We start from the raw sequence: 17,872 nt of genomic DNA, 5'->3' as shown, positions 1-17,872 counted from the left end.
GCTCAGGCCCCTCCCCAATAGGACTTGTGCGCCTCCCAGGTCGGGTCGGCGTCCTGCAGGCGGATACGGCCGATGCGATTGTTCTCCAGACCGCCGATATAGAGATGGCCCTTGTGCTCGCGGATCGAGGTGATGGTCGGATGCGAAAGCCCGCCTGGATCCCACAGCGATTCCGTCACCACGCCGTTGTCGTCGAACTTGACCACGCAGCCGTAGTTGATGCCAGGGCACAGCCACTCGTCCGGCGGGATTTGCTTGACCATGCGGGTGCGGAAAACAGGGTTGCGCATCGCAAGGTCATAGACCGGCGTGCGCAGGCCGACAAAGGCGAGCCAATACTTGCCGTCGGAGGCGCGGTTGATGTTGTCGCAATAGCCCGGAAGGTTGTCGATCAGGATCTCGCTGGTGCCCGCCTTCGGGCCGGCGATCCAGAAGCGGTTGATCTGGCACAGCCAGGTGCTGGCCCACAGCACCGACTGACCGTCATGCGAAATGCAGATGCCGTTGGGGAACGTCAGGTTCTTGAGGACCGTCCTGGTGATCCCGGTTTTCGGATCGTGGCAGATCAGCCGGCCGTTGCCGCGCCCCTCAAAGCCGTCGAGCGCCCAGTCGGTCAGTTCATAGCGGGTCGAGGCCTCGCTGAAATAGATCTTGCCGTCGGGCGCGACGTCGAGATCGTCAGCGAGATAGAGCCGCGAATCGTCCTTGAGGCGTGTACGCGTGCGCGTGGTGCGGTCGGTGACCTTGAAGACCGAACGATCGGGCTTCACACCGTAAACGCCCATGCCAGCGATGCAGACGAGGAGGTTCTGATCCCGATCGAACGCCAACCCGAGTGGCCGGCCGCCGATGCGCGCGAATTCCTCGCGGACGGTATAATCAGGCGCAAGAAAGCGGATGATCGAGCCGTTGCGGTTGACGGTGTAGAGGTTGTCCTTGCGGTCAAGGATGATGTCTTCCGGGCCCTCGATCATGTTGAGCGCGATCGCTTCCGCGTTCTTCAGGCGATCATTCTCCGCGAACGGCGTGCCGCTGCCCCGCTCGACCGACGGCGGCGGCGCGAAATCAACCCAGCTTGGGGTGACATAGACCTTTTGCAGCACCTTGCCCTTGTTCTTGACCCACTTCACGTTGAAGCCGACCGCGAGCAGCAGGATGATGCCGATGATGGCGGTCGTCAGGTTGCCGGAGATGCCGAGCCGGACCATGCCGCTGGTGAGCATGAAGATGATCGCCGCGCCCATGACGGCGCGCGCGATGGTGCCGCGGCCGCCGGACAGGCTGATGCCGCCGAGAACCACCGCGGCCAGCGCGTTGATCTCCCAGCCGACGCCGGTGTCGGTGCCCGAGCTGCTCTGCCGCGCGGCATAGAGGATTCCCGCCAGCGCCGCGATCGCGCCCGACATCACATAGGCCGAGAACAGGACGCGCTTGACGTTGACGCCGGCGTGGCGGGCCGCCTTGCGGCTCGACCCGACCGCCATGATGTGGACGCCGGGCTTGACGCGGGTGAGGAAGAAGTGCGTTCCGACCGCAAGCAGGATCAACACCAGCATGTTGAAGGGAATGCCGAGAACCCTCCCCGATCCCATGAAGTCCCACGTACTGGACCCGCTGTCGATGCTGGCGAGCTCGTTCGTGAACGCGACCGTCACCTTGTTGTAGGCGGCGCGGACAATGATGAGGACGACGAGGGTCGTCAGGAACGGCCGGGTCTTGCCGTAGGCAATCAGGCCTCCGTTGATCGCGCCCATCGCCGCGCCGAACAGGACGACAAGCACGATGGTCACGGGCAGCGGCAGCCCGAGGATGAGATACAGATAGAGCGCGAGGAAATTCGACATCGCGAACACCGCGCCGACCGACAGGTCGATGCCGCCCGACAGCACGGAGAAGGCCATCGCGACCGCGACCATCCCCTGCTCCGCGAAATTCCGCATCAATTCCTGCAGGCTGCCCGCCGTCAGGTAGCGCGGGATCATGATCGCGAAGGCCAGGAAAACCGCGATCGTCAGCGTGAACGGAATGATCGGCTCCATCCAGCGCTTCTCAAGCAGTTCGCCCAGGAACAACTGGGGCGAATGGCGGTGCCAGGCTCGTTGCAGGCTCTTCATCAACAGACTCCGGCGGGCTCGGCGCAGCAGCGGCCGAACGGCGGGACGACGCAGGGGAATGGGATCGACAGCTCCGGCCTGCCCGCGCCGCAGTGGGCGCGGGCGCCGGAACGACTTACTTCGCGCCCTTCGGGATGCTGAAGCAGTACATGCGATCGTCCTTCGACTTCACCCAGGCGGGGGTCGTGTAATAGGCGATGTTCTTCGCGCCCGGCTTGTCGCCGCTCTGCAACAGCGCAATCACCGCGTCGGCGATGGTCTGGCCCTGCACGTCGGCGCGATACGACAGGTTCGCGGAGAACGCGCCTTGCTCGAGCAGATCGCAGTCGGCAGGCTGGCCGTCGCTGGCGACGAACACCTTCACCTTGTCGCCCATGTTGGCCGCCTTGATCGCCTGCGCCGCGCCCGCGGTTTGCGGTCCCCAGACGCTGAGGATCCCGCACAGCTTGGGATGCTGCTGCAACACCGTGGTCGTGATGTCGCCGGCCTTGTTGGCGTCCCAGCTTGTCGGCTGCGACGACACGACCTTGATCGACGGATCGGTCTTGAACACCTCCATCGCGCCATTCTTCATGTCGAGCGAATAGGCCGCGGTCGCCTCACCTTCGAGGATCGCAACCTCGCCGGAGCCCTTGCCGCCGCCACACTGATTGATGACCTCGCGTGCGATCTTGGTGCCGAGATCCTTGGCATCGACGCCGACATAGGCATCGGTCAGGGTATTCGATGCCATGTTGACCTGCACGACATAGATGCCCGCGTCCATCGCACGCTTCAGCTCCTTGGCGAGCAGCGTGACGTTCGGATTTTGCACCACGATCACGTCGGGCTTGTCGTTGATATAGTCGCTGACGGTCTGAAGCTGGATATCGGACTTCATGTTGGCATCGCGGGTGACGAGCTTGATGCCGTAATCGTCGAAGCGATCTTTCATCACGCGCGTCCATTCGGATTCCAGAACGCCCATCCAGACCGGCGACCAGGCCACCGTCTTGCCCTTGAGCGACTTGTCGAATTTCTCGCGCAGCTGGTCGCGCGGCCCGGCCGCCTGCGACGGCGCCGCCACCAGCGCGGCGGTTGCCACCATCGCCGCCAGTCCGATGCCGGCAAACGCCCTTCTGTGCACAGCTTTCGTCATGTCAATTCCTCCCCTGTTATGTCGGCCGACTGTTGCGGCCCGTTGGTTGATGCAGAGCTTTAATCGCCCTGCTTCGACGTCTCCTCGTCGCGCGGATGCAGCCGGGAATCGAGCAGGATCGCGATCAGCAGCACGACTCCCTTGACGATGTTCTGGGTCTGCACATCCATGTCCATGATGGTCATGCCGTTCAGCAGCACGCCGATCAGCAGCGTTCCGGCGATGACGCTCATCACGTTGCCGCGGCCGCCGACGAGGCTGACGCCGCCGAGCACCACAACCATGATGACGTCGAAAATGATCGTGGATTCCGCGACCTGGAGATGCATCAGCGCCGTCTGCGCGACCATCACGACACCGCCGACATACCCGATCGCGGCGCACAGCGCGTACTCGATCATGGTCAGCGGGCGGGTCGGCAGACCGGTCTGACGCGCGGCGTCGGGATTGTCGCCATGGGCATAGACGAAGCGCCCGATCACGGTGCGCGACAGGAAAAGATGCACCACGACCGCGGTGGCCGCGAAGATCAGGATCGAGATCGGAACGCCGCCCCAGATGTTTCCGCCGAGCCGCAGGAATTCGTCATGCCCCTTGGAAAGATAGACGACATAGTGCTGCACGGCTGTGGTGCGTACGATTCCCAGCACCGCAAGGCTCGACGCCAGCGTCGTCAGCAGTGGCGGCATCTCGATCACCGAGATCAGAAACCCGTTCAGGATGCCGATGACGATCGCCATCACGAAGCCGATCAGCAGCGCGACCGGCGTCGCGTAGCCCGAATTCATCAGGATGATCGCGATCGCGGTGGAGGCGGCAAAGGAGGCGACTTGCGACAGATCCAGTCCACGCCCGATCACGACCACGGCCATGCCGAGCGCGAGAATGCCGAGTATCGAAATGTTGCGCGCCAGCGCGAACAGATTGCCCAGCGTCAGGAAGCCCTTCAGGAAGATCGAAAAAATGACGATCAGGACCGCGCACATCATCAGCACGGCCGTCGTCTGCGTCAATTTCGCCCCGCGCGCGCCCGAACTGCCGGTCACCGGGTCCTCCCAGGATTGATTTTATTGTGGGCGGAAATTGAACAGAATGTATCCAGAAGTCAACGTCCGTATCCAAGATTTGGACAGCAACTGGCTTGACCCAAGGATATATTCGCGCCTTAAACTCTCATAACTATCTGTAATTATGTTTATATCTGTATTGGTGAGTGGACCCGCAATCGAAGCGCATTTTCCGAGTTCGATCGGTCTTTTTGAAGCCGACATTGCGATATTGGATACATTCGGCCTGGGAGCCTGTCCCTAAGGTCAACTGGTCCTCATAGCGCCGTCACCCGCGGCGACGGAACGAAGCCGACGACGTTGCGGCAATCGCTTCGTGGCCAAGGCCTGAAGATCGTGGCGAAAGAGAATGCCGGGACCGAGCGTTGACGCCGCCTTTCGCCCATCAAAGCCGCGCCAGGTGGAAACCCGAGCGACCTGACGGCCGGTTTAAATTCTGTCTCGGCGCGCCCATATTCGTGAAAGGTTCGCAAACACTGACGGCACCAGATTGTCCGAACAATTGTCGATGTTCGATGCGCCCGCCGCAGAACCGGCGGGTCTGCACTACGCGCCGGATTTCATCTCCAAAGCGACCGAGGGCGAACTCATCCACCACATCCGGGCACTTCCGCTTGCCCCCTTCCAGTTCGGACAGTTCGAAGGCAAGCGCCGCGTGGCTTCGTTCGGTTGCCGGTACGACTATGCATCGCGCCGACTGGAATGTGCCGAACCGATCCCCTCCTGGTTAAGCGGCATCGTCGCCGCGATCCAATCCTTCGGCGGCGCGTCGACCGAGATCGGGCAGATCCTGTGCACCGAGTGTGATCGCGGCGTCGGCATCGGCTGGCACCGCGACAAGCCGCATTTCGACCGGATCTTTGGACTGTCCCTGGGATCCGCATGCAAGTTCCGCTTTCGTCGCCGGACGGAAAACGGATGGGAGCGGTTCACGCTCGATGCGGCGCCCCGATCACTCTACCTGATGGCCGGTGATGCACGGCAGATATGGGAGCACAGCATTCCGCCGGTCGAGGCCCCCAGATACTCGATCACCTTTCGAACCATGGTCGAAACGGCGCGGGGCGCCAAAGTGTCGGGATGACCTTGGATTGCCGGTTCCAGCGCTCCGCTGCGCATCGCCGCATCAACCCTGATCGAGCGCTACTCCGATCCGATCGGAAGACGCAATCATGAGCGGAAGGTGCGACCAACGCCGCGCGAATGGTTGATGGGACGGGGCGGACGAGCTTGGGAAGTTCGTCCGCCGAGAGATCGCGCGCCCCCGGAATCGATCGCGGGGAACGCACCGGGCTTCTCACGCCGCTTTCGCAGCAGCCTTGTCCGCCGGTGCCGTTTCCATGGCGCGCATGTAGAGGTCGAGCAGCGATTCGCGCTCGTCGCGCTCATCCTGATCCTGCTTTCGCAGCTTGACGATCTCCTTGAGGATCTTCACGTCGAAACCCTCACCCTTGGCTTCCGAAAACACTTCCTTCTTCTGCTCGTTCAGTTCCTGCAGTTCAGCGTCCAGATTCTCGATCCGCTCGATGAAGGAACGAATTTTTCCGCCGGGAATAGTGATGTCAGACATGGTGCCTCTTTGTTGAATGAGGCAGTGAAAATGAAAGCAAAGTGATAACCAATGTCTTAAACTTCAGCAGTCCTGTAGCGCATCTACCCCGCGGCTTGCCGCGGTATTTCAGACCGCGATCCAGCTGATTACGGCCGCGGCCGACGTCCAGAGCGTCCATCCAAGGCCAAGCAAGGACATCACCGCGGCCGCCATTGCCACGGCCAACAGCAGACCATCTTCCTGCAGGTAAGCGATCGCGATCAGGACAACCACAATCCCGGGAATGACGTTGACCAGAGGCAGGGGCCAGCCCGCCAACAGACCCAACAGGAACACGACCAAGCCAACAAGCCGGTCAGTCACGTCATGGCGCGCGTTCCAGCGCGGCCGGCTGATGTTCTCGATCGCGCGCAGCAGCGGACCCGCCCTGACGGTAAACCGCTTGAATCGCTTGAAGTCGAACGGCCGCTTCGACAGAAAGCGGGGAAAGGATGGAGCACTGTGCCCCAACATCATCTCGACCGCCGGAAACAGGAGGGCCAGCGTCGCAACCGTGGCCACGCCAGGGACGATCACGAGTAGCCCCAGCAACAGCAGGAGCAGCCCGAACGAGCGCCTGTCGAGATGGCTGAGGAGCCATTCAAGGTCGACGGGGCCGTCAGGTGCTTGCGCGACGAGTTCTTCGAGGAGTTGGGAAGTACGGGTAGGCGCTGAGGGGGAAACGGGCAAATGGAGCATTACCCGGTAACATGGTCGAACTCCGTATCGATTGCAACGAATGCCAGAGGCGCCTAGGAAGCATTGATGGACAACGATTCCGACCAGGCGTGGCACGGCTATGCGCCGAAAAGCCCCCTGCCCGCCGGTCGCCGCCGCTGGCCGTGGTTCCTTCTGATCGTCGTCCTCGCCCTTGTCGGCGCCGGCGGCGTCTACGCTTGGCCCGAAGTCGCGGCATTGGTCCCCGCCATAAGCCACGAATCGTCCGGCGAGGCGATGACGACGAGCGACAAGGAGGCATTGCCAACTCTCCTCGCGGCCCAGCAGAAGCTCGAGGAAGACCTCGCCGCACTCGATCGGTCGGTAGCCGACGGGCAGGCGCAATTGAAGGCCATTACCGACCAGCTGGCGGCCCTGACCTCGAAGGTCGACGAGTTGCAGCATCTGCCCCCGCCGGCGGCGCCGCCGCCACCTGTTGCGGCCGAGGTGCCGCGCCCCCCGATCGCGCCAACCGCCCCGCAGCTGAGAAAGCCGCCGCCTCGGGCCGCCAGGTCCTCGGGTCCCGTTTCGATTGGGGGCGCACCGCTCAATGTCGCGCCCAACATGGCCCGTTGAGCTCAGAAATGCCCCAAACCGTATTCCGATATTTGGCTTGGGGTTTGATCCTGGGCCTCTTCATCGTCACCGATACAACGCTGGCATTTCGTCCCCACACGTTGATATCGCCAAACGCCGATCGCTTTGCCGCGCTCTTCGTTGTCGGTGCCGTCTTTTCGTTCGCCTATCCGAAGCATGTCCTGCCAATCCTGCTGGCGCTTCTCGCCGTCATTGTCGGCTTCGAACTCATTCAAAAGCTGCTCGCCGGCAGGCATGGCTACATAAAAGACATATTCGTCAAAGGCGCCGGCTGTTGCGCAGGCGTTGTCGCCGCCACTGCCCTGAGACGCGCGCGTTCAGCGATGTCCAAGCCTACAGGTAACCCCTGACATCCTGCGCCGCCTTTGCCTGTTCGACGTTGGGGCAGAGGCACGTGTCGGCAACCTTCGGTCCAATCCATCATGAGCAGTTTGACCAGGCTCCGGCCAGGGAAAGACGCTGCGCAAGCCTGCCCTTGGCAGGGGCAAGTCCGCTATTCAAATTGGATCGGCTCGGATCCGGGATAGGAATGAGCAACGAACTCGCAGAACGCGCGAGCCGCCGGAGAAAGCTTCGCCTTGTCCTTCCAGGCAAGCCCGACATCCATGGTGTGGACATCGTCATCGAGCGTCTTGAGATCGATGCGATGTCCTTCCAGCGACCAGGGACGGTAGACCATGTCGGACAGAATGGTAATTCCCATGCCGGTTGCGACCATGCTGCGAACCGCTTCGACCGACAGAGTCCGGAAGATGACGTTCGGCACGTGCGCCGTATGCTGCCAGTAACGCATCGCGGAGCGTTCGGCTTCATCGACGGTCAACATCAGATAGGGCTCGCTTGCCAGGTCCGCCAGCTTGATGCTGTCCTTGCGCAGCAGCGGATGATTGACGCAGGTCCACAAGCGACGCGGCGAGCGCAACAAGAGCCGCGAGCGAATGGAGTGCCGGTCATGCAGGTTCGCGACCAGCATGATGGCCGCATCGACGCTACCGCTGATCAAGCTCTGCTCGATCGCGTCACGCGGAAACTCGTGGAGACGCACCGTGATGCCCGGGAATGATCGCCAGAAGCGCGACAACAAGGGCGGCAGGAAATAGCCGGCGATGGTGTAGCTGACGGCGACATCGACGGTGCCGTCGACCTGCATTCCCCAGCGATGCGGCCCGCGTATGGCATCCGACACGCTGGCCTCGATGGCGCGGGCACGCTGCAAGAACTCCCGTCCGTCAAAGGTCAGCGTCACGCCGTTCGAATGACGGTCGAACAGCTTGTGGCCAAGCTCAGCCTCGAGCGCCTTGATGGACGCGGTGACCGCAGACTGCGTCACGCTGAGCGCCGCCGCGGCGGCCGAAACGCGCCCGGTCTCGGCGGTTGCGATGAAATGCCGAACCTGACGGAACGTCAGAGACATAAAAATTTCCGATATCAGCGAACGATATTTCGAATTTTACAATCCCCCGGGGGAACGGAAAAATCAATCCGTCGGTTCGCGAGTGAGAGGCATTGAGGTCATGTCCGATGGTTTGGAATTGGTCGCGCGCGATATCAGCGTCCAATTCGAAGGCCTGAAGGCGCTGTCCAACGTGACCTTGACCGTACCGCGGGGACGTATCGTCGGACTGATCGGTCCGAATGGAGCCGGCAAGACCACCCTTATTAATGTGCTGACGGGTTTCCAGCCGGTTGGCGCCGGAACCGTGGAACTGGAGGGCGAGACGCTAAGTGGCATTGCAGCGCACAAGCTGCGCCGCAAAGGAGTGGCGCGAACCTTCCAGTCGGGTCGACTTTTCCGCGACCTGCCGGTGATGGACAACCTTGAGGTGACCGGCGTCGGCCTGGGCCAATCCCGTCCGGAGGCGATCGGTGAAGCCGAGCGCGTCATGGCCTGGCTCGGCATTTCGCATCTGTCCAACACGATCGCCGGCGCGCTGCCCTATACCGACGAGCGCCGCGTCGCGATCGGCCGCGCCATCATGTGCACACCGCGCTATCTGCTGCTCGACGAACCGGCGGCTGGAATGTCGGAGCATGAGAGCCACGAACTTGCCGCCATCATCCGGCGGATCGCCGGCGAGCTCAATGTCGGGGTGCTGCTGATCGAGCACAATATCGGCCTCGTGCTCGAGCTCGGCGAGCGGATCTACGTCCTCGATTCCGGCGAGGTCATCGAAGCCGGCCCGCCCGCTCAGATCCGTGACAGCGATGCGGTGCGGCACGCCTATATGGGTACGCAGCGCGACGAGCCGCTTCCGCCGGTCGCCGCCGAAGAGGCCGTCGCGTCATGACGCTGCTTGCCGTCGACGACATCACCGTCAGCTATGGGCGCCTGACGGCTCTCCGCGGCCTGACGCTGAAGATCGATGAAGGCGAAATCCTGTTCGTGACCGGCCCGAACGGCGCCGGCAAGTCGACCTTGCTCAACGCCATCGCGGGCGTCGTGCCACCGGGCTCCGGGTCCATCATGATCGATCGCGCAAAGATCACGGGTGCCGCGCCCGAAGACATCGCCCGGCGTGGATTCTCCCTGGTTCCGGAGGGACGCAACGTCTTTGGCGCGCTGACGATCGAGGAGAATCTGAAGGTCGGGACCGGGATGCGCGCCGACCGCAAGAAGATCGCCGACGATCTGGATCAGGTCTACGAGGAATTCCCGATGCTGGCCGAGCGTCGCCACACCTCGGCGGGCATGCTCTCCGGCGGCCAGCAGCAGATGCTCGTCATTGGCCGCGCCTTGATGGCCGCGCCCCGCATCATGGCGATCGACGAGCCGTCGCTCGGCCTTGCGCCAAAGATCATCGACCAGGTCTATGAGATCCTGGTGCGGCTGCGGACGCAGCGCAAGCTCACCCTCCTGATCGTCGAGCAGAGCTCGACACGCGCCATGATGACGGGCGGACGGATGGTCCTGATCCGCGGCGGCCGCATCGTGCTCGAGGGCCCTGCGGCCGATATGGTCAAGGATGATCGTCTGAAGCAGTCCTATTTCGGCTTCGGAGATCATTGAGATGCGCGAGCTGCTCCAGATCATCTTCGATGCCCTCAGCCTCGGCAGCCTCTACGCCCTTGGTGCGCTCGGCATCGCCCTGATCTTCGGCGTGATGCGGCTCGTCAACTTCGCCCACGGCGATTTCATCGCGTTTTGCGTCTTCGCCATGCTGTGGCCGTCGATCGATGCGGCGGCGATCGTCTTTGCCGGGCAGCTGCCGTTCTATCTGTTGATCCCGCTGCTGCTCTTGATCGGAGCCGCGCTGTCGATCCTGTCGGAGATCGTCGTCTTCCGCCGCTTCCGCAATGCCAATCCGGCGACGATGATGATCGCTTCCTTCGCGCTCGGCTTCGTGATCCGGCATCTCCTGCTGATGCTGTTTTCCAGCCGGCCGAAGTCGATCACGCGGTGGCCGAGCCTCGGCCTGCCGGTCGAACTCCTGGGCGCTCACATCCCGATGCTCCAGGTCGTGACCATCATCATCACGCTGGCCGTGCTGGTCGTCCTCGTCCTGTTCCTCAAGCGCACGCGCTACGGGCTCGAGATGCGCGCGGCCGCCGACAATTTCACCATGGCGCGCATGCTCGGGGTCCGCGCCAACGGCGTGATCCTGCTGGCCTTCGCCATCAGCGGCATGCTGGCGGCGGCGATCGGCCTGATCCTGGCGACCAATTCCGGCACCGCCGACATCGGCATGGGCGCCAACGTGATGCTGATCGCGTTCATCGCGACCGTGATCGGCGGCCTCGGCAGCATTCCCGGCGCCGTTGCCGCCGGCTTCCTGATCGGTGCGGCCAGCGTCGTGTTCCAGGCGACCCTGCCACACGACGCCAGGGTATTCCGCGACGCCTTCGTCTACGGCGCCGTCATCGTCGTCCTTCTGGTGCGGCCGCAGGGCCTGTTCGCACCGAAATCCGCCAAGCAGAGGGTCTGATCGATGTCGCAGCGGCCGTCCGTCATCCGGCAAACGATCATCACGCCGATCGTGCTGATCGTGGCGCTGCTCATCATGGCCGCCCTCTCCTATCAATTCGGCAGCCGGGCCTTCAACCGCACCGTGGTCGAGATGTTCATCAACATCATGGTGGTGGTCGGGCTCTACGTCTTCGTCGGCAATTCGGGCCTGCTGTCGTTCGGCCATATCAGCTTCATGTGCCTCGGCGCCTACATGACCGCCTGGCTCACGATTCCGCCGGTGATGAAGTCGATCACGCTCAAGGGCCTGCCGGCGTGGCTGCTCCACGCGCAACTGCCGATGTGGGTGGCGACGCCGATATCCGGACTGTTTGCGGCACTGTTCGCGCTGATCGTCGGGCGCGTCATCATGCGCCTGTCGGGCATCGCCGCCTCGATTGCGACCTTCGGCCTGCTCGGCGTCATCAACAATGTCTATTCGAACTGGGATTCGGTGACGGGCGGACAGGGTTCGATCGTCGGCATTCCGCCCACCACGAATGTCTGGACCGGCTGGATCGGCGGCGCCGTGGCCATCGCGATCGCCTATCTCTACTCGATCTCGCGCTCCGGACTGGCACTTCGCGCCACACGAGACGAAGCTGTCGCGGCCAGCGCCTCCGGCATCGATATCGTTCGCGAACGGCTGATCGCCTTCGTCGTCAGCGCCTTCATCATTGGGCTCGCCGGCGCGCTGTACGCGCATTTCCTGAGCATCGTCAATCCCGGCGCATTCTATCTGCGGACGACGTTCATCACGCTGTCGATGCTGGTGGTCGGCGGCATGTACAGCCTCAGCGGAGCCGTCTCGGGCGTGGTCGCGATATCCGTGCTGATCGAGCTGTTCCGCAATCTCGAGAAGGGCATCAGCCTCGGCGGTCACACCGTCGGCCTGCCGAACGGTGTCCAGGAGATCGCGATCGGCATCATCACCATCGCGATCCTGATGTACTTGCCGACGGGACTGACCCGCAACCAGGAATTCTCCTGGCGTCGATGGCCGTTGCAGCGCCGCCTGACGCCACCGGTCCAGACCGCGCTGAAGGAACTGCACTGACGCTCGTTTGTACAATTGGAGGAGTGGGGTTATGCGCTTTACGACATTACTCAGCATCTTGGCCGGAGCATCCGCGCTCTGGTTCACACCGGCCCGGGCAGCCAACGAGATCGTTGTTGGATTTGCGACCGCTGCATCCGGATTCATGCAGGCCTATGACAAGCCGGCGCAGGACGCGGCGCTGATCCGGATCGAGGAGATCAACAAGGCCGGCGGCCTGCTCGGCAAGAAGATCAAGCCCGTCTTTGCCGACACCAAGACCGATCAGGCCGAGGGTGCCAAAGCCGGCCTTGCGGTGCTCGACCAGGGTGCCGACCTCGTCATCGTCTCGTGCGACTACGATTTCGGCGCGCCCGCGGCGCTGCAGGCGCAGGCTGCCGGCAAGGTTTCCTTCTTCCTCTGCGCCGAATCGATCAAGGCCGGCATCCCCGGCGTCGGCCCGTTCTCGTTCTCGGCCTCGGTGCTGGCACCGGTGCAGGGAGCGACCATGTCGGAATGGGCTTACACCAAGAAGAACGCACGCAGCTTCTATCGGCTGCTCGACAGCTGGACCGTCTACAACAAGGGCATCTGCGACGGCTTCGACTGGATGCTGCCGCGCCTGAAGGAGGCCAAGCTGGTCGGCAGCGACACCTTCAAGAACGACGATGCCTCGATCGCCTCGCAGATCACGCGCATCAAGAGCCTGCCGAAGGAGCCTGACGCCATCATGCTCTGCACGATGATGCCGGGCGCGGTCTCCGCCATCAAGCAGATCCGTGCCGCCGGCATCAAGTCGATGATCCTCAACGGGTCGGGTGTCGACGGCAGCTACTGGATGAACGCAGTTCCTGACCTCTCGAACTTTTACGTCCCGGTGCAGGGCTCGGTCTATGGCGACGATCCGAACCCGAAGGTCAACGAGTTCAACAAGAAGTACAAGGAGGTCACCGGCGGTGACCCCTCCAGCCAGTACGTCTATCCGGGCTACGTCCTGATCGACGTCTGGGCCAGGGCGGTCGAACGCGCCAAATCGACCGATGCGGCGGCCGTCGTGGCCGAGCTCGAGAAGATGAACAACGAGTCCACGCTGTTCGGGCCGCGCACCTTCACCAAGGACATCCACCACCAGAACCAGGGTCGCTACCTGATCGTCGACACCGAGGCCGGCAAGCCGCAGGTGATCGACCAGTGGACGATCTCGGAAAAGATCCCGCTCGACTATCTGGTGTCCAAGTAACCCGGTAAATGCGCCGCCCTGGGTGCGCCAGTCATACCCCGGGGCGGCCTTCGCCGGTCATATGCAAAGCCAGTTGGAAGGAAATCAGGAGATGGTCGTGATCAACTGCGACATGGGCGAGGCCTACGGTCTCTACAAGATGGGCGACGACAAGGCATTGATGCCTCATATCGACGTCGCGAACGTCGCCTGCGGCTTTCATGCCTCCGACTTCAATCACATGCGCAAGACCGTGCAGCTCGCCAAGCAATTTGGCGTCAAGGTCGGGGCGCACCCGTCGCTGCCCGATCTGCAGGGATTTGGTCGCCGGGAGATGAAGATCGACCGCGAGGAGCTGGCCAATTGCCTGCTCTATCAGATCGGCGCACTCAAGGCCTTCCTGGATGCCGAAGGCATGGCGCTCAATCACATCAAGCCGCACGGCGCACTTTACGGCATGGCATCGCGTAGCGAGGAGATCGCCGAAGCCGTGGCTGATGCCGCTGACGTCTACAAGGTGCCGCTGCTCGGCATGAAGGGAACGCTGCACCAGAAGGTCTACGAGCGGCGCGGTCATGCCTTCGTCGCCGAATACTATGCAGACCTCGACTACAATGCCGACGGCAGCCTGATCATCACCCGCGAACACGAGGCGAAGGATCCGGCCGACGCCGCCACCCGATGCGCAAGGGCGGTCAATGAAGGCAAGACGCGCACGGTGGCCGGAAACGACATCGTGGTCGGCTCCGATTCGATCTGCATCCACTCCGACACGCCGAACGCCGTCGCCATCGCCGAGGCCGTCCGCGAGGCGGTGCGCCCCTATCTCACCGCGCGCTGAACCGTCGCGGCAACGAACCAATACACCACGAGGAAACAATGGCAACGCAGCAGATCTTCTCGCCGCTCCCAGGCATCTTTTATCGCAAGCCCGCGCCCGACAAGCCGGTCTACAAGAACGACGGCGACGCCGTCGCCGAGAGCGACACGATCGGGCTTATCGAGGTGATGAAATCGTTCAACGAGGTGAAAGCCGGCATCGCCGGCAAGATCGTCCGCTTCCTGGCCGAGAATGAAGATGCCGTGATGGCCGGCCAGCCGATCGCCGAAATCGATGTTTAGGGCTCTCCGACCAGCCATGGCGATCAAGAAGCTCCTCATAGCCAATCGCGGCGAGATCGCGGTGCGCATCATCCGCGCAGCGCGCGATCTCGGCATTGCAACCGTGCAGGTCTACAGCAAGGCCGACCAGGACTCGCTTGCGGTCAGGCTCGCCGACGAAGCGGTCGATATCGGTCCGCCGCAGGCGTCGAAATCCTATCTCAACCAGGCGGCCATCCTTGCCGCGGCGCGGAGCACCGGCGCCGACGCCATCCATCCCGGCTACGGCTTCCTGGCCGAGAACGCCGAGTTCGCCGCAGCTGTCGAAGCGGCGGGATTGATCTTTGTCGGCCCGACCGCGCAATCGATCCGGCTGATGGGCGACAAGGTCGCGGCACGCGAGGCCGCCGCCGCGGCCGGCGTGCCGACCGTCCCCGGCAGCCAGGGGCGGCTGGAGTCGGCGGAAGCGGCCTTCGCGCTGGTCGAGAAAACCGGCTTCCCCGTGATGATCAAGGCCGCCGCCGGAGGTGGCGGACGCGGAATCCGCATTGCGCGGTCGCCAGAGGAGTTTCAGCATCTGATGCCACAGGCACAGGCCGAGGCGCTCGCGGCCTTTGGCGACGGCGGGCTCTACGTCGAAAAGCTGATCGAAGGCGCGCGGCATATCGAGGTGCAGGTGCTCGGCGACGGACACGACGTGATCCATTGCTTCGAGCGCGAATGCTCGTTGCAGCGCCGCCGCCAGAAGGTGTGGGAAGAAGCCCCCTCGCCCTCGCTCACCCAGGCCGTGCGGGAGAGGCTCTGCACCTCGGCCGTGGCACTCGCCAGAGCGGTCAATTATCGCGGCGCCGGGACGCTCGAATATCTCTACGACGACGCCACCGGCGAATTCTACTTCCTGGAGATGAACACCCGCATCCAGGTCGAGCATCCGGTCACGGAAATGATCACGGGCATCGACCTCGTCCGCGAGATGATCCAGATCGCCGGCGGCGAACGCTTGCGCATTAGCCAGAACGAGATGCGCGTCAGCGGCCATTCGATCGAGGTCCGTATCAACGCCGAGGATCCCGCCAGAAACTTCCTGCCGAACCCGGGCACGGTGAGCGCGCTCAGCCTGCCCGTCGGCGACGGCGTTCGCTTCGACAGCATGCTCTATCAGGGCTACACGGTGCCTCCCTTCTACGACAGCCTGCTCGGCAAGCTGATCGTGCACGACAAGGATCGGCCGAGCGCCATGAAGAAACTCGAGCGCGCGCTTGCCGAGCTCAGCGTGGAAGGCATTTTCACGACCAAGCCCCTGCACCAGGCGCTGGCGCGCGACGCCGACGTCCAGGCTGGACGCTTCCATACGGCATGGCTCGAACCATGGCTTGAGTCTCATGCCGACGCGCTTGCCACCGCTCAGCCGCCATCAGCCGCGAAGATCGCCTCATGATGTCGAGAAAATCCGCCCCGTCAGCAACAGGAGGCCGCTAGCATGCAAACTCGATTTTCCTTCGGCGGCGATGAGCACATTTTCGCCGAGGTCGGCGAAGCGATGTCGCTCGAGGCCTTTTTCAAGAGCCTGTTCATCACCAATGCGGTGCGCGATGCCAGGATCAAGGGCGTCACCGAGATCTGCCCGGCGAACGCGTCCTATCAGGTCAAGTTCGACCCGGATCAGATCAAGCCGGACGATCTGCTCGCCGAGCTGAAGCGGCTGGATTCCGCATCCGAGAAATCTGAACCGGTAATCAAGACGCGGATCATCGAGATTCCCGTGCTCTACAACGATCCCTGGACCCATGAGACCTTGATGCGCTTCCGCGAGCGTCACCAGGATCCTGACGGCACCGACCTCGAATACGCCGCGCGGATCAACGGCCTCGACAGCGTCGAGGCCTTCATCAAGGCGCATTCCAGCGCGCCCTGGTTCGTCTCGATGGTCGGCTTCGTCGCCGGCCTGCCCTTCCTCTACCAGATGGTCGAGCGCAAGCGGCAGCTTCAGGCCCCGAAATATCTGCGCCCGCGCACGGATACGCCGAAGCTCACCGTCGGGCATGGCGGCTGTTTCAGCTGCATCTATTCGGTGCGCGGCGCCGGCGGTTACCAGATGTTCGGCATCACGCCGATGCCGATCTATGATCCCAACCAGACCATCAGCTATTTGCGCGACTTCATGTGCCTGTTCAAACCGGGCGACATCGTGAAATGGAAACCGATCGACCGGGCAGCCTATGACTCGGCGGTCGCCGACGTCGACGCCGGCCGATTTGCGCCCGTGATCCGCGACGTCTCGTTCTCGCTGACCGAGTTCAACCGCGACATTGATGGCTACAACAGCAAGCTCGATGGAGTTCTCCATGGCCGTTAGGGTTTTGAAGCCGGGTCTTGCGACCACCGTCCAGGACCTCGGACGTCCCGGCTATTATCACATCGGCATTCCGCTCTCCGGCGGCATGGACCGTCACGCGCTGGTCGCCGCAAATCTGCTCGTCGGCAATGATGCAGGCGCAGCGGTGCTTGAAGCGGTGTTCATGGGGCCCGAGCTCGAATTCACCGAGGACGCCACGGTCGCCGTCACCGGCGCGGAGCTGCCGCCGAAACTCGACGGCGACCCGCGCGAGACCTGGACGAGCTTCAAGGTGAAGCGCGGCCAGATTCTCTCCTTCGACTTCCTCAAGCGAGGCGCGCGCGGCTACATCGCGGTCGCCGGTGGCATCGATGTGCCCGTGGTGCTCGGCTCGCGATCGACCTACGCACTCGGCGCGCTCGGCGGCTTCAAGGGCCGCAAGCTCGAGGCCGGCGACGAATTGCCGGTCGGCCATGCCAGCGTGCCGGTCAAGGACGGCCGCACCGTCGCCAACGAATTGCGCGGGCAACCGGCGGGAATGCCGACAGAGCTGCGCGCCATGCCCGGCCTCTATTGGCACCGCATCACCGAGGCCGCCGGCAACGGGTTCTTCTCCGACACCTGGAAGGTCGCGCCGGAGGCCGACCGGATCGGCTACCGCTTCAAGGGCGGCAAGCCGCTCGAATTCGTTCCGCGCGAACCGCCGTTCGGCGCCGGCTCCGATCCATCCAACATCACCGATGCCTGCTATCCCTACGGCTCGATCCAGGTTCCCGGCGGCACTGAGCCGATCGTGCTGCATCGCGACGCCGTATCCGGCGGCGGCTACTTCATGGTCGGCACCGTGATCGCCGCGGACATGGATCTGATCGGTCAGCTGCAACCCAACACGCCGGTGAAGTTCGTCAAGGTCGACATGGATCAGGCGCTTGCGGCACGCAAGAGCCGGACCGAGCTGCTGGGCAAGCTTCGCAGCGCCATGGCGTAATCGCCAGGAGCTCGCCGCATCTGCCA

At 63.1% G+C, this 17,872-nt stretch carries 19 protein-coding genes; 13 read left to right on the top strand and 6 right to left on the bottom strand.

Annotation, left to right across the window (positions count from 1 at the left end):
• Nucleotides 1-2: 2 nt before the first annotated feature.
• From ACE10X_RS17415 to ACE10X_RS17405, 3 genes are all read right to left on the bottom strand, one after another.
• Entirely contained in the window at nt 3-2,114 is a 2,112-nt protein-coding gene (locus tag ACE10X_RS17415) for an SMP-30/gluconolactonase/LRE family protein (RefSeq protein WP_038381935.1), read from the bottom strand.
• A gap of 115 nt (nt 2,115-2,229) precedes the next feature.
• Nucleotides 2,230-3,252: a sugar ABC transporter substrate-binding protein gene (locus ACE10X_RS17410; protein ID WP_028334112.1), complete on the bottom strand. Its 1,023-nt coding sequence runs from the start codon at nt 3,250-3,252 to the stop codon at nt 2,230-2,232.
• A gap of 59 nt (nt 3,253-3,311) precedes the next feature.
• Nucleotides 3,312-4,298 carry an ABC transporter permease gene (locus tag ACE10X_RS17405; protein ID WP_375764389.1) on the bottom strand — a complete coding sequence of 329 codons (987 nt, stop codon included), beginning with the start codon at nt 4,296-4,298 and terminating at the stop codon, nt 3,312-3,314.
• Between the two features lie 511 nt (nt 4,299-4,809).
• On the opposite strand from ACE10X_RS17405, the gene ACE10X_RS17400 reads away from it, so the two are divergent.
• Nucleotides 4,810-5,403 carry an alpha-ketoglutarate-dependent dioxygenase AlkB gene (locus ACE10X_RS17400; RefSeq protein WP_375764388.1) on the top strand — a complete coding sequence of 198 codons (594 nt, stop codon included), beginning with the start codon at nt 4,810-4,812 and terminating at the stop codon, nt 5,401-5,403.
• A gap of 213 nt (nt 5,404-5,616) precedes the next feature.
• On the opposite strand, the gene ACE10X_RS17395 is transcribed toward ACE10X_RS17400, so the two are convergent.
• Complete coding sequence (locus ACE10X_RS17395; protein ID WP_016842183.1) at nt 5,617-5,889, bottom strand: DUF2312 domain-containing protein; 273 nt, start codon at nt 5,887-5,889, stop codon at nt 5,617-5,619.
• A 108-nt stretch (nt 5,890-5,997) separates the two neighbouring features.
• Nucleotides 5,998-6,609, bottom strand: coding sequence for an exopolysaccharide biosynthesis protein (locus ACE10X_RS17390; RefSeq protein WP_038381942.1), 612 nt, complete (start codon nt 6,607-6,609; stop codon nt 5,998-6,000).
• A gap of 66 nt (nt 6,610-6,675) precedes the next feature.
• On the opposite strand from ACE10X_RS17390, the gene ACE10X_RS17385 reads away from it, so the two are divergent.
• Both ACE10X_RS17385 and ACE10X_RS17380 read left to right on the top strand, forming a co-directional pair.
• Nucleotides 6,676-7,203, top strand: a complete 528-nt coding sequence (locus ACE10X_RS17385) for a hypothetical protein (protein WP_375764387.1) — start codon at nt 6,676-6,678, stop codon at nt 7,201-7,203.
• 8 nt (nt 7,204-7,211) lie between these two features.
• Nucleotides 7,212-7,574, top strand: coding sequence for a hypothetical protein (locus tag ACE10X_RS17380; RefSeq protein ID WP_375764386.1), 363 nt, complete (start codon nt 7,212-7,214; stop codon nt 7,572-7,574).
• Between the two features lie 143 nt (nt 7,575-7,717).
• Here the strand turns inward: ACE10X_RS17380 and ACE10X_RS17375 are convergent, their stop codons facing one another.
• Entirely contained in the window at nt 7,718-8,638 is a 921-nt protein-coding gene (locus ACE10X_RS17375; RefSeq protein ID WP_375764385.1) for a LysR substrate-binding domain-containing protein, read from the bottom strand.
• Between the two features lie 100 nt (nt 8,639-8,738).
• On the opposite strand from ACE10X_RS17375, the gene ACE10X_RS17370 reads away from it, so the two are divergent.
• From ACE10X_RS17370 to ACE10X_RS17325, 10 genes are all read left to right on the top strand, one after another.
• Complete coding sequence (locus ACE10X_RS17370; RefSeq protein WP_375764384.1) at nt 8,739-9,512, top strand: ABC transporter ATP-binding protein; 774 nt, start codon at nt 8,739-8,741, stop codon at nt 9,510-9,512.
• Nucleotides 9,509-10,231 carry an ABC transporter ATP-binding protein gene (locus tag ACE10X_RS17365; RefSeq protein WP_375764383.1) on the top strand — a complete coding sequence of 241 codons (723 nt, stop codon included), beginning with the start codon at nt 9,509-9,511 and terminating at the stop codon, nt 10,229-10,231. The genes ACE10X_RS17370 and ACE10X_RS17365 overlap by 4 nt, the downstream gene beginning before the upstream one ends.
• Before the next feature lies 1 nt (nt 10,232).
• Nucleotides 10,233-11,147 (top strand): branched-chain amino acid ABC transporter permease, encoded by a 915-nt coding sequence (locus ACE10X_RS17360; RefSeq protein ID WP_375764382.1) that lies wholly within the window; start codon nt 10,233-10,235, stop codon nt 11,145-11,147.
• 3 nt (nt 11,148-11,150) lie between these two features.
• Complete coding sequence (locus ACE10X_RS17355; RefSeq protein WP_375764381.1) at nt 11,151-12,224, top strand: branched-chain amino acid ABC transporter permease; 1,074 nt, start codon at nt 11,151-11,153, stop codon at nt 12,222-12,224.
• Nucleotides 12,225-12,255: 31 nt separating this feature from the next.
• Entirely contained in the window at nt 12,256-13,443 is a 1,188-nt protein-coding gene (locus tag ACE10X_RS17350; protein ID WP_038381947.1) for an ABC transporter substrate-binding protein, read from the top strand.
• A 91-nt stretch (nt 13,444-13,534) separates the two neighbouring features.
• Nucleotides 13,535-14,263 carry a 5-oxoprolinase subunit PxpA gene (pxpA, locus tag ACE10X_RS17345; RefSeq protein WP_018270952.1) on the top strand — a complete coding sequence of 243 codons (729 nt, stop codon included), beginning with the start codon at nt 13,535-13,537 and terminating at the stop codon, nt 14,261-14,263.
• Nucleotides 14,264-14,301: 38 nt separating this feature from the next.
• On the top strand, nt 14,302-14,544 hold the full coding sequence (locus ACE10X_RS17340; protein ID WP_018270951.1) for an acetyl-CoA carboxylase: 243 nt from the start codon (nt 14,302-14,304) through the stop codon (nt 14,542-14,544).
• A gap of 16 nt (nt 14,545-14,560) precedes the next feature.
• On the top strand, nt 14,561-15,961 hold the full coding sequence (locus tag ACE10X_RS17335; protein ID WP_375764380.1) for an acetyl-CoA carboxylase biotin carboxylase subunit: 1,401 nt from the start codon (nt 14,561-14,563) through the stop codon (nt 15,959-15,961).
• A gap of 42 nt (nt 15,962-16,003) precedes the next feature.
• The gene (locus ACE10X_RS17330; protein ID WP_038381949.1) at nt 16,004-16,879 is read left to right on the top strand and encodes an allophanate hydrolase subunit 1; all 876 of its coding nucleotides are present in this window, start codon (nt 16,004-16,006) and stop codon (nt 16,877-16,879) included.
• Nucleotides 16,869-17,846 (top strand): biotin-dependent carboxyltransferase family protein, encoded by a 978-nt coding sequence (locus ACE10X_RS17325; protein ID WP_304556060.1) that lies wholly within the window; start codon nt 16,869-16,871, stop codon nt 17,844-17,846. The genes ACE10X_RS17330 and ACE10X_RS17325 overlap by 11 nt, the downstream gene beginning before the upstream one ends.
• The last annotated feature ends 26 nt before the right edge of the window (nt 17,847-17,872 follow it).

The organism is Bradyrhizobium sp. Pha-3 (assembly GCF_042258325.1).
GTDB classification, from domain to species: domain Bacteria; phylum Pseudomonadota; class Alphaproteobacteria; order Rhizobiales; family Xanthobacteraceae; genus Bradyrhizobium; species Bradyrhizobium elkanii.
This window is presented reverse-complemented; position numbering and strand designations above follow the sequence as displayed.